The sequence below is a fragment of the Pelomicrobium sp. P1 genome (assembly GCF_052805615.1).
In genome coordinates, this window is record NZ_JBRBEM010000025.1 from 1 (window position 1) to 15,390 (window position 15,390).

The window sequence follows — 15,390 nt, forward strand, 5'->3', positions numbered from 1 at the left end:
CCTGGGGACAATGTGTCGATCACGGTGAGCTTGATTGCCCCGATTGCGATGGAGGAGGGGCTGCGCTTTGCCATCCGCGAGGGCGGGCGCACGGTGGGCGCCGGCGTGGTGGCGAAAATCATCGAATGAACCGTGTAGCAGGGGGACGAAGTCTCAAGGACCCCTCGCGGGCGGCGTTTCACGGACTTGAGATAGGCCAGTAGCTCAATTGGTAGAGCGTCGGTCTCCAAAACCGAAGGTTGGGGGTTCGAGACCCTCCTGGCCTGCCCGGGCCTCCCGTGAGGCGGGCGAAACGGCTGCCTTGCGCCGCCCGGCTGGCAATCCCGGAAGACAAACCCATGAGTGATACGAACGGCGTAACGGTCGCCGACAAGATCAAGCTGACCCTGGCGGGTCTATGCGTGGTAGCCGGGATCGCGGGCTTTTACTACCTGCGCGACGCCGTCCTGGTGTTGCGGGTGCTGGCGGTGCTGGCGGGCCTGGGAGCGGCCGCCGCCGTCGGCTGGTTCACGGCACCGGGGGCCCGCTTCGTGGAATTCGCCCGGGAGTCCGTCGAGGAAACCAAGCGGGTGGTGTGGCCCACGCGGAAGGAGACGCTGCAGACGACGGGCGTGGTGCTCGCTTTCGTCATGGTGATGGCGGTCTTCCTTTGGCTCGTGGACGCCGGCTTGCTGCTGGTGGTGAGGTGGTTGATGGGCGAGGGGAGCGCATGAGCAAGCGCTGGTACGTAGTGCACGCCTACTCCGGCTTCGAAAAAAGCGTCGCGCGGGCCCTCAAGGAGCGCATCGAGCGCTCCGGCATGCAGGACAAGTTCGGCCAGATCCTGGTTCCGGTGGAAGAAGTGGTGGAAATGAAGGGGGGGCAGAAGTCCATCTCCGAGCGCAAGTTCTTCCCGGGCTACGTGCTGGTGGAGATGGAGATGAACGACGAGACCTGGCACTTGGTGAAGAGCACGCCCAAAGTGACAGGCTTCGTCGGCGGCACGGCCACGAAACCCACGCCGATCAGCGCCAAGGAGGTGGAGGCGATCCTGCGCCAGATCCAGGAAGGGGTGGAGAAACCCAAGCCCAAGGTTCTGTTCGAGGTGGGGGAGATGGTGCGCGTCAAGGAGGGCCCGTTCACCGACTTCCACGGCACCGTGGAAGACGTGAACTACGACAAGAGCAAGCTGCGGGTCGCGGTGTCCATCTTCGGCCGCTCGACGCCGGTGGAGCTAGACTTCGGGCAAGTGGAAAAGGCTTGATAAGGAGTCGAGATGGCAAAGAAGATCGTCGGGTACATCAAGCTGCAGGTGCCGGCGGGGAAGGCGAATCCCAGCCCGCCCATCGGCCCGGCGCTGGGCCAGCGCGGGCTCAACATCATGGAGTTCTGCAAGGCGTTCAACGCCCAGACCCAGGGCATGGAGCCCGGCCTTCCGGTGCCGGTCATCATCACCGCCTATGCGGACAAGAGCTTCACCTTCGTTCTGAAGACGCCGCCCGCGTCGGTGCTGATCAAGAAGGAAGCCGGCATCGAGAAAGGCAGCGCCAAGCCTCACCTGGAGAAGGTGGGCAAGCTTACCCGCGCCCAGGTGGAGAAAATCGCCACCGCCAAGATGCCGGACCTGACCGCGGCGGATCTCGACGCGGCGGTGCGCACCATCGCCGGCAGCGCCCGCAGCATGGGTGTCGAGGTGGAGGGAGCGTGACATGGCGCGCGTGAGCAAACGATTTAAGAACCTCCACGCCCGGATTGACCGAAGCCGCGCCTACCCGGTGCTGGAGGCGCTCCAGCTCGCCAAGGAGACGGCCACCGCCAAGTTCGACGAATCGATCGACGTGGCCATCAACCTGGGGGTGGACGCGCGCAAGTCCGACCAGCTGGTGCGGGGCTCGGTGGTGCTGCCCGCGGGCACCGGCAAGACGGTGCGGGTGGCGGTCTTCACTCAGGGAGAGAAGGCCAAGGAAGCGAAGGCGGCCGGCGCCGACCTGGTGGGCTTGGAAGATCTGGCCGAACAGGTGAAGGCCGGGAAAATCGACTTCGACGTGGCCATTGCCACGCCGGACGCCATGCGGGTGGTGGGACAACTGGGCCAGATCCTGGGCCCCCGAGGGCTCATGCCCAACCCGAAGGTAGGCACGGTCACCCAGGACGTGACCACCGCAGTGAAGAACGCCAAGGCGGGGCAGGTCCAGTACCGCACGGACAAGGGGGGGATCGTCCACTGCAGCATCGGGCGAGCGTCGTTCCCAGTGGAGGCGCTCAAGCAGAACCTGACGGCACTGGTGGAGGCGCTGCAGAAGGCCCGCCCGGCCGGCGCCAAGGGGGTGTATTTGAAGCGGATTTCCGTCTCCCCGACGATGGGCGCCGGGATCCGGGTGGATCACACGAGTTTGAACGCGTGAGGAGAACGACCTTGGCTCTGAAGCTGGAACAGAAGCAGGCGGTCGTGGCGGAGGTAGGTGAGCGCCTGGCGAACGCCCAGGCGGTGGTGCTGGCCGAGTACAGCGGGCTAACCGTTGCGGACATGACCAGCCTGCGGGCGTCGGCGCGCAAATCCGGTGTCTACCTGAGGGTGTTGAAAAACACCCTGGCGCGCCGGGCGGTGGCCAACACCCCGTTCGCCGGGCTTGCCGAGCACATGTCGGGGCCGCTCGCCTACGGGATCAGTCCCGACCCGGTGGCGGTGGCGAAGGTTCTGCACGAGTTCGCCAGGGCGAACGAAAAGTTCGTCATCAAGGCGGGGGCCATGCGCAATCAGGTGATGTCCGCCAAGGACGTCTCGAGCCTGGCCCAGTTGCCGAGCCGGGAAGAGCTGCTCGGCAAGCTCCTGGGTACCATGCAGGCGCCCGTGGCGCAGTTCGTGCGCACGCTCAACGAGGTGCCCGCCCGCTTCGTGCGGACGCTCGCGGCGCTGCGCGATCAGAAACAGAAGCAGGCCGCTTGAGCGGCGGCCCAGGCACGCTCAAGAATTTCAACCTCTCGACTCAAGGAGTAGCGCATCATGGCAGTAGCCAAAGCTGAGATCCTGGACGCGATCGCGAACATGACCGTGCTCGAGCTGTCCGAGCTCATTAAGGAGATGGAGCAGAAATTCGGCGTCTCCGCCGCCGCCACCGCCGTAGCCGTGGCCGCCCCCGCAGCGGCTGGGGCGGCGGCGCCCGCGGCCGAGGAACAGACCGAATTTTCCGTCATCCTCAAGGCCGCCGGCGACAACAAGGTGAACGTGATCAAGGTGGTGCGCCAGATCACGGGCCTTGGGCTTAAGGAGGCCAAGGACTTGGTGGACGGGGCGCCGAAGCCGGTCAAGGAGGGCATCTCCAAGGCCGACGCGGAGGCCATCGTCAAGCAACTGACCGAGGCCGGCGCGGCAGCGGAGATCAAGTAAGCTCGTTGAGCTCGGCGGAAAAAACGATTGGTCGAGACGGGCGCGTTCCCCTGGCGCGCCGAGCGAAGGAGGCAGGCTGGCGGTTTCCCGCCGGCCTGTTGCCACTTGTGACGGCCAAGCAGGCGTTGCTTTGTGCGCGGGCCCCGGGTTCGCGCGAAGTGTCAAACAGTCGAACGACGGCCGCAAACTTTGAGGCGGACATGCCGGTCTTTCGACTTCCGTTCTTGCCCCTTCCCGTGGCGGAGAAGCTATGACGTACTCGTTTACCGAGAAAAAACGGATCCGTAAGAGTTTCGCCAAGCGCGCCAGCGTGCTGAACATCCCGTTCCTGCTGGCGACGCAGCTGGACTCCTACAGCGCCTTCCTCCAGGCGGACACCCCGCCGGACAAGCGCAAGAACCAGGGGCTGCAGGCCGCCTTCACCTCGATCTTCCCGATCGTCAGCCATTCGGGCAACGCCCGGCTGGAATTCGTGAGCTACACCCTGGGCGAGCCGCCGTTCGACGTCAAGGAATGCCAGCAACGGGGCTTGACCTACGCCGCGCCGCTGCGGGCCAAGCTGCGGCTCGCCCTCCTCGACAAGGAGGCCTCCAAGCCCACGGTCAAGGAGGTGAAGGAGCAGGAGGTCTACATGGGCGAGATACCGCTCATGACGGCCACGGGCTCCTTCGTCATCAACGGCACCGAGCGGGTGATCGTCTCCCAGCTGCACCGCTCGCCGGGGGTGTTTTTCGAGCACGACCGGGGCAAGACCCACTCCTCGGGGAAACTGCTCTTTTCGGCGCGGGTGATCCCGTATCGCGGCTCCTGGCTTGACTTCGAGTTCGACCCCAAGGACTACCTCTATTTCCGGGTCGATCGCCGGCGCAAGATGCCCGTGAGCATCCTGCTCAAGGCGATGGGCATGACGCCGGAGCAGATCCTCGACACCTTCTTCGAAAAGGACGTGTTCCATTTCGGCGACCAAGGCATCGAGTTCGAGGTGGTGCCCGAGCGGCTGCGGGGCGAGGTGGCGCGGTTCGACATCTTGGGAAAGGGCGGCAAGGTCATCGTCCAGAAGGACAAGCGCATCACCGCCAAGCACGTGCGGGAGATCCAGCAGGCGGGCATCCACAAGCTCACGGTGCCGGACGAGTATCTGGTGGGCCGGGTGCTCGCCCATAACGTGGTGAATCAGGAGACGGGCGAGCTCATCGCCCGGGCGAACGACGAGATCACTGAGGAGCTGCTCGCCAAGCTGCGGGAGGCCGGGATCCGGGGGGTGAAAACCATCTACACCAACGACCTGGATCAGGGACCCTATGTCTCCCAGACCCTGCGCATCGACGATACGCCGGACCAGATGGCGGCCATGGTGGCCATCTACCGCATGATGCGCCCGGGCGAGCCGCCCACCGAGGAGGCGGTGCAGACCCTGTTCAACGGCTTGTTCTTCAGCGAGGACCGCTACGACCTGTCCCCGGTCGGGCGCATGAAGTTCAATCGCCGGGTCGGGCGCAACGATCTCACCGGTCCCAACACCCTGACCAAGGACGACATCATCGCGGTCATCAAGATCCTGGTGGACCTGCGCAACGGCCGCGGCGAGATCGACGACATCGACCACCTGGGCAACCGGCGCGTACGCTCGGTTGGCGAGCTGGCGGAGAACCAGTTCCGCGCCGGGCTGGTACGGGTCGAGCGGGCGGTCAAAGAGCGGCTGTCCCAGGCCGAGTCCGAGGACCTGATGCCCCACGATCTGATCAACGCCAAGCCGGTTTCGGCGGCGATCCGGGAGTTCTTCGGCTCGAGCCAGCTCTCCCAGTTCATGGATCAGACCAACCCCCTGTCGGAGATCACCCACAAGCGGCGCGTGTCGGCGCTAGGTCCCGGGGGACTCACCCGCGAGCGGGCCGGCTTCGAGGTACGGGACGTGCACCCGACCCATTACGGGCGCGTGTGCCCCATCGAGACGCCGGAAGGCCCCAACATCGGCCTCATCAACTCCCTCGCCCTCTATGCCAGGATCAACGAGTTCGGCTTCATCGAAACGCCCTATCGCAAGGTGGAAAACGGCCGGGTGACCGACCAGATCGAGTACCTTTCCGCCATCGAGGAGGGTCAGTTCGTGATCGCCCAGGCGAACGCGGAGCTGGACAAGAACGGCAGGTTCGTGAGCGACCTAGTTTCCTGCCGGCACCACAACGAGTTCATGCTGGCGACGCCCGACCGCATCCAGTACATGGATGTGGCGCCGGCCCAGATCGTCTCCGTTGCCGCATCGCTCATCCCTTTCCTCGAGCACGATGACGCGAACCGGGCGCTCATGGGCTCCAATATGCAGCGCCAGGCGGTGCCGTGCCTGAGACCGGAGAAGCCGCTGGTGGGCACCGGCATCGAGGGCGTGGCGGCTATGGACTCGGGCACCGTGGTGCGGGCGCGCCGCGGCGGGATGGTGGACTACGTGGACTCCACGCGCATCGTGGTGCGGGTGCACGACAAGGAGACGCGCGCGGGCGAAGTGGGCGTGGACATCTACAACCTGACCAAGTACACCCGCTCCAACCAGAACACCAACATCAACCAGCGCCCAGTGGTCAAGGTGGGCGACGTGATCTCCCGCGGCGACGTGATCGCGGACGGGGCCTCGACGGACCTGGGGGAACTCGCCCTCGGCCAGAACCTGCTGGTGGCCTTCATGCCGTGGACCGGCTACAACTTCGAGGACTCGATCCTGATCTCGGAGCGGGTCGTGGCGGAGGACCGCTTCACCTCCATCCACATCGAGGAGCTCTCGGTGGTGGCCCGCGACACCAAACTCGGGCCGGAGGAAATCACCCGCGACATCTCCAACCTCTCCGAGGCGCAGCTCGCCAGGCTCGACGAATCGGGCATCGTCTACATCGGCGCCGAGGTGGAGGCGGGCGACGTACTGGTGGGCAAGGTGACGCCCAAGGGCGAGACCCAGCTCACCCCCGAGGAAAAGCTGCTGCGCGCCATCTTTGGCGAGAAAGCCTCGGATGTGAAGGATACCTCGCTTCGGGTGCCGTCGGGCATGTCCGGCACCGTCATCGACGTGCAGGTCTTTACCCGGGAAGGAATCCAGCGGGACAAGCGCGCCCAGCAGATCATCGACGAGGAGCTCAAGCGCTACAAGAAGGACCTGGCCGACCAGCTCCGGATCGTGGAGGCAGACGCCTTCGAGCGCCTGGAGCGGTTGCTGCGCGGCAAGACCGCCAACGGCGGGCCGAAGAAGCTGGCCAAAGGCGCGCGGATCACCAAGGAGTACCTGGACAGCCTGGACCCGCACCACTGGTTCGACATCCGGCTCGCCAGCGAAGAAGCCGCCCTGCAGCTCGAGCAGATCAAGGAAAGCCTGGCCCAGAAGAGGCAGGAATTCGAGCGCATGTTCGAGGAGAAGAAGAAGAAGCTCACCAGCGGCGACGAGCTCCCGCCCGGCGTGATCAAAATGGTCAAGGTGTACCTGGCCGTCAAGCGCCGGCTGCAGCCGGGCGACAAGATGGCGGGGCGCCACGGCAACAAGGGGGTCATATCCAAGATCGTGCCGGTGGAGGACATGCCCTACATGGCCGACGGCACGCCCGTAGACATCGTGCTCAATCCTTTGGGGGTGCCGTCGCGCATGAACGTCGGCCAGATCCTGGAAACCCATCTCGGCTGGGCCGCCAAGGGGCTGGGCCTCAAGATCGGCGAGATGCTCAAGGCCCATGCCAAGATCGCGGACCTGCGCAAGGCGCTCAACCTGATTTACAACTCGAGCGGGCGGCAGGAAGACCTGTCCCAGCTCTCCGACCAGGAGGTGCTGGAGCTCGCCCACAACCTCAAGCACGGCGTGCCGTTCGCCACGCCGGTTTTCGACGGGGCTACCGAGGAGGAGATCAAGTCGATGCTGGAGCTGGCCGGGTTGCCGCGCTCGGGCCAGGTGACCCTGTACGACGGTCGCACGGGGGATCCGTTCGACCGCCAGGTAACGGTGGGCTACATGCACATGTTGAAGCTCCACCATCTGGTGGACGACAAGATGCACGCCCGCTCCACCGGCCCCTACAGCCTGGTGACCCAGCAGCCCCTCGGCGGCAAGGCCCAGTTCGGGGGACAGCGCTTCGGCGAAATGGAGGTGTGGGCGCTGGAAGCCTACGGAGCGGCCTACACGCTGCAGGAGATGCTCACCGTCAAGTCGGACGACGTCACCGGCCGGACCAAGGTCTACGAGAACATCGTCAAGGGGGAGCACAAGATCGATGCCGGCATGCCCGAGTCGTTCAACGTGCTGGTGAAGGAGATCCGCTCCCTCGCCATCGACATCGATCTGGAGCGGTACTGACGTGGGCACGGACCGCAGGCGCGCGCAGGCACAGGGGCTTTCGCATCGTCATCCCTCCTGGTTCTTGCGCTGCCTGCGGCGGAGATTTTCGAATTGTTGCGTTGACGCGCCATCGGAGACGCTATGAAAGCACTGCTGGATCTGTTCAAGCAGGTCACCCAGGAAGAGGAATTCGACGCCATCAAGATCGGCCTGGCGTCGCCCGAGAAGATCCGTTCCTGGTCTTACGGGGAGGTCAAGAAGCCCGAGACCATCAACTACCGCACGTTCAAGCCGGAGCGGGACGGGCTGTTCTGCGCCAAGATCTTCGGTCCCGTCAAGGATTACGAGTGCCTGTGCGGCAAGTACAAGCGGCTCAAGCATCGCGGCGTGATCTGCGAGAAGTGCGGCGTCGAGGTGACCCTGTCCAAGGTGCGCCGCGAGCGCATGGGCCACATTGAGCTCGCCTCGCCCGTGGCCCACATCTGGTTCCTCAAATCCCTGCCTTCGCGCATGGGGATGGTGCTGGACATGACATTGCGCGACATCGAGCGCGTCCTGTACTTCGAGGCCTACGTGGTGGTGGACCCGGGCCTCACCCCGCTGCACCGCGGCCAGCTACTGACGGAGGACGATTACCTCAGCAAGGTGGAAGAATACGGGGACGATTTCACCGCCCAGATGGGCGCCGAGGGTGTCCGCGAGCTGCTGCGCACCCTTGACCTCAACAAGGAGATCGAAAAGCTGCGCCAGGAGCTGGAAGCCACGGGCTCCGACTCCAAGATCAAGAAAATCGCCAAGCGCCTGAAGGTGCTGGAAGCCTTCCAGAAGTCCGGGATCAAGCCGGAATGGATGATCTTGGAAGTGTTGCCCGTGCTGCCGCCGGAGCTGCGGCCGCTGGTGCCCCTGGACGGCGGGCGCTTCGCCACCTCCGACCTGAACGACCTCTACCGCCGCGTGATCAACCGCAACAACCGCCTAAAACGGCTGCTGGAGCTGAAGGCTCCGGACATCATCGTGCGCAACGAGAAGCGTATGCTCCAGGAGGCGGTGGATTCGCTGCTCGACAACGGCCGCCGCGGCAAGGCCATGACCGGCGCCAACAAGCGCCCGCTCAAGTCCCTGGCTGACATGATCAAGGGCAAGGGCGGCCGTTTCCGTCAGAATCTGCTGGGCAAGCGGGTGGACTACTCGGGCCGCTCGGTGATCGTGGTGGGGCCCCAGTTGAAGCTCCATCAGTGCGGCCTGCCCAAGAAGATGGCGCTGGAGCTGTTCAAGCCGTTCATCTTCCACAAGCTGGAAGTGCTGGGGCTCGCCACCACCATCAAGGCGGCGAAGCGCATGGTGGAACAGGAAGCCCCCGAGGTGTGGGACATCCTGGAAGAGGTGATCCGCGAGCATCCGGTGCTGCTCAACCGCGCGCCCACCCTGCACCGCCTCGGCATCCAGGCGTTCGAGCCGGTGCTGATCGAGGGCAAGGCGATCCAGCTCCATCCGCTGGTGTGCACGGCGTTCAACGCCGACTTCGACGGCGACCAGATGGCGGTGCACGTGCCCCTGTCTCTGGAAGCGCAGATGGAGGCGCGCACCCTCATGCTCTCCTCCAACAACATCCTGTCCCCGGCCAACGGCGAGCCGATCATCGTTCCTTCCCAGGACATCGTGCTGGGCCTGTACTACATGACGCGGGAGAAGATCGGCGCCATGGGCGAGGGCATGGCCTTCGCCGACGTGGCCGAGGTGGCGCGCGCCTACGAGACCAGGCAGGTGGAGCTCGGCGCGCGCATCAAGGTGCGCATCCGCGAGTACGAGATCGGACCCGATGGCGACAAGCGGGAGAAGTGGACCCGTTACGACACCACGGTGGGCCGGGCGCTGCTCTCGGAGCTTCTGCCCGCTGGCTTGCCGTTCCAGTTGATCGACAAGCCGCTCAAGAAGAAGGAGATCTCCAGGCTGATCAACATGAGCTTCCGCCGCTGCGGCTTGCGCGAAACGGTGATCTTCGCCGACCAGCTCATGTACACGGGCTTCTCCCTGGCGACGCGCGCGGGGCTTTCGATTTGCGTCGACGACATGCTGGTGCCACCCCAGAAGTCCGAGATCATCGCCCAAGCCGAGAAGGAGGTGCAGGAGATCGAGGCCCAGTACACCTCGGGCCTGGTGACCCAGGGGGAGCGCTACAACAAAGTGGTGGACATCTGGGGTCGGGCGGCCGACCAGGTGGCCAAGGCGATGATGGACCAGCTTGGCCAGGAGCAGGTCATGCAATGGGACCCGAGGAAGAAGCAGCGGGTCCCGATGACCGACAAGAAGGGCAACGTGGTCACCCAGGAGTCGTTCAACTCCATCTACATGATGGCCGACTCCGGCGCCAGGGGCTCGGCGGCCCAGATCCGGCAGCTTGCCGGCATGCGGGGATTGATGGCCAAGCCCGACGGATCCATCATCGAGACCCCGATTACCGCCAACTTCCGCGAGGGCCTGAACGTCCTGCAGTACTTCATCTCCACCCACGGCGCGCGCAAGGGCCTGGCGGACACGGCGCTCAAGACCGCCAATTCCGGCTATCTGACGCGGCGTCTGGTGGACGTGACCCAGGATCTGGTGGTCACGGAGGCCGATTGCGGCACCACCAACGGTTTCTCCATGAAGGCGCTGGTGGAGGGCGGGGAGGTGGTAGAGCCCTTGCGCGAGCGCATCCTCGGGCGCGTCACCGCGGTGGACGTCATCAACCCGGACACGGGCGATGTCCTGGTTCCCGCCGGGACGCTGCTGGACGAGAACCTGGTGGACCAGGTCGAGGCGCTGGGCGTCGACGAGGTGCGGGTGCGCACGCCGCTCACCTGCGAGACCCGCTGGGGCCTGTGCGCCAAGTGCTATGGGCGCGATCTCGGGCGCGGGACCCTGGTCAACGTGGGCGAGGCCGTGGGGGTCATCGCCGCCCAGTCGATCGGCGAGCCGGGAACCCAGCTCACCATGCGCACGTTCCACATCGGCGGCGCCGCGTCGCGAACCACCGCGGCGAGCCACGTGGAAAGCAAATCCAACGGCACGGTGCGCTTCTCCGCGGGCATGCGCTACGTGACCAACGCCCGGGGCGAGCAGGTGGTGATCTCGCGCAATGGCGAGGTGCTCATCCAGGACGAGGGCGGTCGCGAGCGCGAGCGGCACAAGATTCCGTACGGCGCGACACTGCTGGTCAAGGACGGCCAGACGGTGAAGGCCGGCACGATGCTTGCCAACTGGGATCCCCACACTCGGCCGATCATCACTGAGTACGCGGGCACCATCAAGTTCGAAAACGTGGAAGAAGGCGTGACCGTGGCTCGCCAGATCGACGAGGTCACGGGGCTTTCGACCCTGGTGGTGATCGATCCCAAGCGGCGCGGCGTGGCCCAGACCAAGGGATTGCGGCCCCTGGTCAAGCTGCTGGACAGGGACGGCCAGGAGGTGAGAGTGGCCGGCACCGACGTGCCGGTCACCATCACCTTCCAGATCGGCTCCATCATCACGGTGCGCGACGGGCAGGAAGTGGGCGTCGGGGAAGTGCTGGCGCGCATTCCCCAGGAGACCTCCAAGACACGCGACATCACCGGCGGCTTGCCGCGGGTGGCGGAGCTGTTCGAAGCGCGCTCGCCCAAAGACGCCGGCATGCTGGCGGAGGTCACCGGTACCGTCTCCTTCGGCAAGGACACCAAGGGCAAGCAACGGTTGGTGATCACCGATCTGGACGGGGTGGCCCATGAGTTCCTGATACCGAAGGACAAGCATGTCCTGGTGCACGACGGCCAGGTGGTGAACAAGGGCGAGATGATCGTGGACGGCCCGAAGGATCCCCACGATATCCTGCGCCTGCAGGGCGTGGAGGAGCTGGCCCGTTACGTCATCGACGAGGTGCAGGACGTCTATCGGTTGCAGGGCGTGAAGATCAACGACAAGCACATCGAGGTGATCGTGCGGCAGATGCTGCGTCGGGTGCAGATCGCCGACGCCGGCGACAGCAAGTTCATCCCCGGCGAGCAGGTGGAGCGCGCCGAGGTGCTGGAGGAAAACGAGCGGCTGGAGGCCGAGGGCAAGAAGCCCGCGACCTACGAATACATGCTGCTCGGCATCACCAAGGCCTCGCTCTCCACCGATTCGTTCATCTCCGCGGCCTCCTTCCAGGAGACGACCCGCGTGCTCACCGAGGCGGCGATCATGGGCAAGCGGGACGAGCTGCGCGGGCTCAAGGAGAACGTCATCGTCGGCCGCCTCATACCGGCGGGAACGGGCCTCGCCTACCACAACCTGCGGCGCCGGCAGGCGCTGGGGGCAGAGGTGGCCGAGGGGGCCGAGGCGCTGGAAACCGAGGGAGGACAGGCCCAGGACCAGGCGCACGTTGCTTGACAGCGCGTTGTTAACCCCATAAAATTCACAGTCTTTTTCGGGTGGCCGGGCTCGCTTGCCGGCCCTCTCGAAGGCGGCTGAATTCGGTGAGGACGGGACGGCATTCATGCCGTCCCGGCTTTTTGGAACGTCAGGCGCGGTCGGGCGCTAACCAGATGCCCGGCGCTCGGTTTCGGCAAACAAGGTCAACCATGCCAACAGTCAACCAGCTGGTACGCAAGCCCCGCGAGCCCAAGCGGGCGAAGAGCAAGGTGCCGGCGCTCGAGGGCTGCCCCCAGAAGCGCGGCGTTTGCACGCGTGTCTATACCACGACGCCGAAAAAGCCTAACTCGGCGCTGCGCAAAGTGGCCAAAGTGCGCCTGACCAACGGCTACGAAGTCATCGGCTACATCGGCGGGGAAGGGCACAATCTCCAGGAACATTCCGTGGTCCTGATCCGCGGGGGACGGGTTAAGGACCTGCCCGGGGTCCGCTACCACATCGTCCGCGGCAGCCTAGACACCGCCGGCGTCAAGGACCGCAAGCAGGGCCGCTCCAAGTACGGGGCGAAGCGGCCGAAGTCCGCCTGAGGGCCGCAACCCAAGGACAGGTGTAAGGAAGCGCTATGCCGCGACGCAGAGAAGTTCCGAAACGCGAAGTTCTTCCGGATCCGAAGTTCGGGAACCAGGAAGTAGCCAAGTTCATCAACGTGATCATGACCCGGGGCAAGAAATCGGTCGCCGAGCGCATCGTCTACGGCGCGCTGGAGCAAATACAGAAACGCTCGGGCAAGGACCCGCTGGAGGTTTTCTCCCAGGCGCTCGCCAACGTGCGGCCGATGGTGGAGGTGAAGAGCCGGCGCGTCGGCGGGGCCAACTATCAGGTGCCGGTGGAAGTGCGCCCGGTGCGCCGCACCGCGCTGGCGATGCGCTGGATCCGCGACGCGGCGCGCAAGCGCGGCGAGAAGTCCATGGGCCTGCGGCTGGCTAACGAGCTTAGCGAGGCGGCGGAGGGCCGCGGCGGCGCCGTGAAGAAGCGCGAGGAAGTGCATCGCATGGCCGAGGCCAACAAGGCTTTCAGTCACTACCGGTTTTAACGTCCAACCAGGAAGTCTTCAGCAGTGCCACGCACAACCCCCATCCAGCGCTATCGCAACATCGGCATCAGCGCCCACATCGATGCCGGCAAGACCACGACCACCGAGCGCATCCTGTTCTATACGGGTGTCTCCCACAAGATCGGGGAGGTGCACGACGGCGCCGCGGTCATGGACTGGATGGAGCAGGAGCGGGAGCGCGGGATCACCATCACCTCGGCCGCCACCACCTGCTTCTGGAAGGGCATGGACCAGAACTATCCGGAGCACCGGATCAACATCATCGACACGCCGGGGCACGTGGACTTCACCATCGAGGTGGAGCGCTCGATGCGGGTGCTCGACGGCGCGTGCATGGTCTACTGCGCGGTGGGCGGCGTGCAGCCCCAGTCCGAGACGGTCTGGCGCCAGGCCAACAAGTACCGCGTGCCCCGGCTGGCTTTCGTCAACAAGATGGATCGGCAGGGAGCCGACTTCTTCAGGGTCTTCGAGCAGATGAGGGCCCGGCTCAAGGCCAACCCGGTTCCGATCCAGATTCCGATCGGAGCCGAAGAGAAGTTCGAAGGCGTGGTCGACCTGGTGCGCATGAAGGCGATCTACTGGGACGATTCCACCCAAGGGATGAAGTTCGAGCTCAAGGACATCCCGGGGAGCCTGCGGGACCAGGCCCAGGAGTGGCGCGACAAGATGGTGGAGAGCGCCGCCGAGGCCGACGAGGAGCTGATGAACAAATATCTCGAGGAAGGGGATCTCTCCGTCGAGGACATCAAGAAAGGGCTGCGCAGCCGCACCATTTCGTTCGAAATCGTGCCCATGCTGTGCGGTTCCGCGTTCAAGAACAAGGGCGTGCAGGCCATGCTGGATGCGGTGATCGACTACCTGCCGTCGCCAGCCGACATTCCCCCGGTCAAGGGCGTGCTGGAAAACGGCCAGCCTGGCGAGCGGGAAGCGAAGGACGAGGCTCCGTTCTCGGCCCTCGCGTTCAAGATCATGACCGACCCGTACGTGGGCCAGCTCACCTTCCTGCGCGTCTATTCCGGGGTCCTCAATTCGGGCGACACCGTCTTCAACCCGGTCAAGGGGAAGAAGGAGCGCATCGGGCGCCTGCTGCAGATGCACGCCAACGAGCGCGCCGAGATCAAGGAGGTCCGGGCGGGAGACATCGCGGCGGTGGTGGGGCTCAAGGACGCGTCCACCGGCGATACCCTGTGCGATCCGAACAACGTTATCACCCTCGAGCGCATGGAGTTCCCGGAGCCGGTGATCCACGTGGCAGTGGAGCCGAAGACCAAGGCGGACCAGGAAAAGATGGGCATCGCCCTCTCCCGTCTGGCCCAGGAGGATCCGTCGTTTCGCGTACGCACCGACGAAGAATCCGGCCAGACCATCATCTCCGGCATGGGCGAGCTGCACCTGGAGATCATCGTGGACAGGATGCGGCGGGAGTTCGGCGTCGAGGCCAACGTCGGCGCTCCCCAGGTCGCCTACCGGGAAACCATCAAGAAGGCCGCCGAGGCCGAGGGCAAGTTCATCAAGCAGACCGGAGGCCGCGGCCAGTACGGCCACGTGTGGCTGCGGGTGGAGCCCAACGGGCCCGGCAAGGGCTTCGAGTTCGTCGACGCCATCAAGGGCGGCGTCGTTCCGCGGGAGTATATCCCGGCGGTGCAGAAGGGGCTGGAGGACACGCTGCCCAACGGCGTGCTGGCCGGCTTCCCGATCGTGGACGTCAAAGTCACGCTGTTCGACGGCTCCTATCACGAAGTGGACTCGAACGAGAACGCCTTCAAGATGGCGGCCTCCATCGGCTTCAAGGAGGCGCTCAGGAAAGCGAACCCGACGCTGCTCGAGCCCATGATGGCGGTGGAGGTCGAGACTCCCGAGGAATTCATGGGCAACGTCATGGGCGACCTGTCCTCCCGCCGTGGCATCGTGCAGGGCATGGAGGACCGACCTGGCTTCAAGGTGGTCCGCGCCGAGGTGCCGCTTGCCGAGATGTTCGGCTACTCCACCACGCTGCGCTCGCTTACCCAGGGCCGCGCCACGTACACGATGGAGTTCAAGCACTACGCCGAGGCGCCCCGCAACGTCGCGGAAGCGATCATCAACAAGAAATAGTCGTCGGAAGGAAACAGTCATGGCCAAGGAGAAATTTGAGCGCAAGAAGCCGCATGTGAACGTAGGCACGATTGGGCACGTGGATCATGGCAAGACGACGCTGACGGCGGCGTTGACGCTGGTGTTGTCGAAGAAGTTTGGGGG

13 protein-coding genes and 1 tRNA gene are annotated in these 15,390 nt (G+C 64.9%); all 14 read left to right on the top strand.

The features are described from left to right. Positions 1–129, top strand: a 129-nt coding sequence (locus tag ACUVYZ_RS16945) for an EF-Tu C-terminal domain-related protein (protein WP_446033063.1), incomplete at its 5' end; no start/stop codon positions are given. A gap of 64 nt (positions 130–193) precedes the next feature. Further along, positions 194–266 (top strand) — tRNA-Trp (locus ACUVYZ_RS16950). Positions 267–338: 72 nt separating this feature from the next. Next, positions 339–713, top strand: a complete 375-nt coding sequence (gene secE / locus ACUVYZ_RS16955) for a preprotein translocase subunit SecE (RefSeq protein ID WP_439935629.1) — start codon at positions 339–341, stop codon at positions 711–713. Further along, entirely contained in the window at positions 710–1,243 is a 534-nt protein-coding gene (gene nusG / locus ACUVYZ_RS16960) for a transcription termination/antitermination protein NusG (protein WP_333840088.1), read from the top strand. Before secE ends, nusG begins: the two co-directional genes overlap by 4 nt. A 12-nt stretch (positions 1,244–1,255) precedes the next feature. After that, a complete protein-coding gene (rplK, locus tag ACUVYZ_RS16965; RefSeq protein ID WP_439935628.1) occupies positions 1,256–1,687 on the top strand; it encodes a 50S ribosomal protein L11 in 432 nt (143 codons plus the stop codon). A 1-nt stretch (position 1,688) separates the two neighbouring features. Further along, positions 1,689–2,384 carry a 50S ribosomal protein L1 gene (gene rplA, locus ACUVYZ_RS16970; RefSeq protein ID WP_439935627.1) on the top strand — a complete coding sequence of 232 codons (696 nt, stop codon included), beginning with the start codon at positions 1,689–1,691 and terminating at the stop codon, positions 2,382–2,384. Between the two features lie 11 nt (positions 2,385–2,395). Continuing rightward, positions 2,396–2,926, top strand: a complete 531-nt coding sequence (gene rplJ / locus ACUVYZ_RS16975; protein ID WP_439935626.1) for a 50S ribosomal protein L10 — start codon at positions 2,396–2,398, stop codon at positions 2,924–2,926. Between the two features lie 57 nt (positions 2,927–2,983). Beyond that, the gene (rplL, locus tag ACUVYZ_RS16980; protein WP_333840084.1) at positions 2,984–3,367 is read left to right on the top strand and encodes a 50S ribosomal protein L7/L12; all 384 of its coding nucleotides are present in this window, start codon (positions 2,984–2,986) and stop codon (positions 3,365–3,367) included. 250 nt (positions 3,368–3,617) lie between these two features. Then, positions 3,618–7,691, top strand: a complete 4,074-nt coding sequence (gene rpoB / locus ACUVYZ_RS16985; RefSeq protein WP_439935625.1) for a DNA-directed RNA polymerase subunit beta — start codon at positions 3,618–3,620, stop codon at positions 7,689–7,691. Positions 7,692–7,814: 123 nt separating this feature from the next. Beyond that, a complete protein-coding gene (rpoC, locus tag ACUVYZ_RS16990; protein WP_439935624.1) occupies positions 7,815–12,056 on the top strand; it encodes a DNA-directed RNA polymerase subunit beta' in 4,242 nt (1,413 codons plus the stop codon). A 191-nt stretch (positions 12,057–12,247) separates the two neighbouring features. Continuing rightward, entirely contained in the window at positions 12,248–12,625 is a 378-nt protein-coding gene (gene rpsL, locus ACUVYZ_RS16995; protein WP_333840080.1) for a 30S ribosomal protein S12, read from the top strand. A 35-nt stretch (positions 12,626–12,660) separates the two neighbouring features. Then, positions 12,661–13,131: a 30S ribosomal protein S7 gene (gene rpsG / locus ACUVYZ_RS17000; protein ID WP_333840078.1), complete on the top strand. Its 471-nt coding sequence runs from the start codon at positions 12,661–12,663 to the stop codon at positions 13,129–13,131. A gap of 24 nt (positions 13,132–13,155) precedes the next feature. Continuing rightward, positions 13,156–15,246 carry an elongation factor G gene (gene fusA / locus ACUVYZ_RS17005; protein WP_439935623.1) on the top strand — a complete coding sequence of 697 codons (2,091 nt, stop codon included), beginning with the start codon at positions 13,156–13,158 and terminating at the stop codon, positions 15,244–15,246. Between the two features lie 19 nt (positions 15,247–15,265). Continuing rightward, the coding region (locus ACUVYZ_RS17010; protein WP_446033088.1) for a GTP-binding protein at positions 15,266–15,390 on the top strand (125 nt) is incomplete at its 3' end.

Bases quoted from the DNA above. Each gene is read 5' to 3' on its own strand.
- nusG (WP_333840088.1), top strand. From the start codon at position 710: ATGAGCAAGCGCTGGTACGTAGTGCACGCCTACTCCGGCTTCGAAAAA.
- rpsG (WP_333840078.1), top strand. From the start codon at position 12,661: ATGCCGCGACGCAGAGAAGTTCCGAAACGCGAAGTTCTTCCGGATCCG.
- rplL (WP_333840084.1), top strand. From the start codon at position 2,984: ATGGCAGTAGCCAAAGCTGAGATCCTGGACGCGATCGCGAACATGACC.
- rpoC (WP_439935624.1), top strand. From the start codon at position 7,815: ATGAAAGCACTGCTGGATCTGTTCAAGCAGGTCACCCAGGAAGAGGAA.
- secE (WP_439935629.1), top strand. From the start codon at position 339: ATGAGTGATACGAACGGCGTAACGGTCGCCGACAAGATCAAGCTGACC.
- rpoB (WP_439935625.1), top strand. From the start codon at position 3,618: ATGACGTACTCGTTTACCGAGAAAAAACGGATCCGTAAGAGTTTCGCC.
- rpsL (WP_333840080.1), top strand. From the start codon at position 12,248: ATGCCAACAGTCAACCAGCTGGTACGCAAGCCCCGCGAGCCCAAGCGG.
- rplK (WP_439935628.1), top strand. From the start codon at position 1,256: ATGGCAAAGAAGATCGTCGGGTACATCAAGCTGCAGGTGCCGGCGGGG.
- rplA (WP_439935627.1), top strand. From the start codon at position 1,689: ATGGCGCGCGTGAGCAAACGATTTAAGAACCTCCACGCCCGGATTGAC.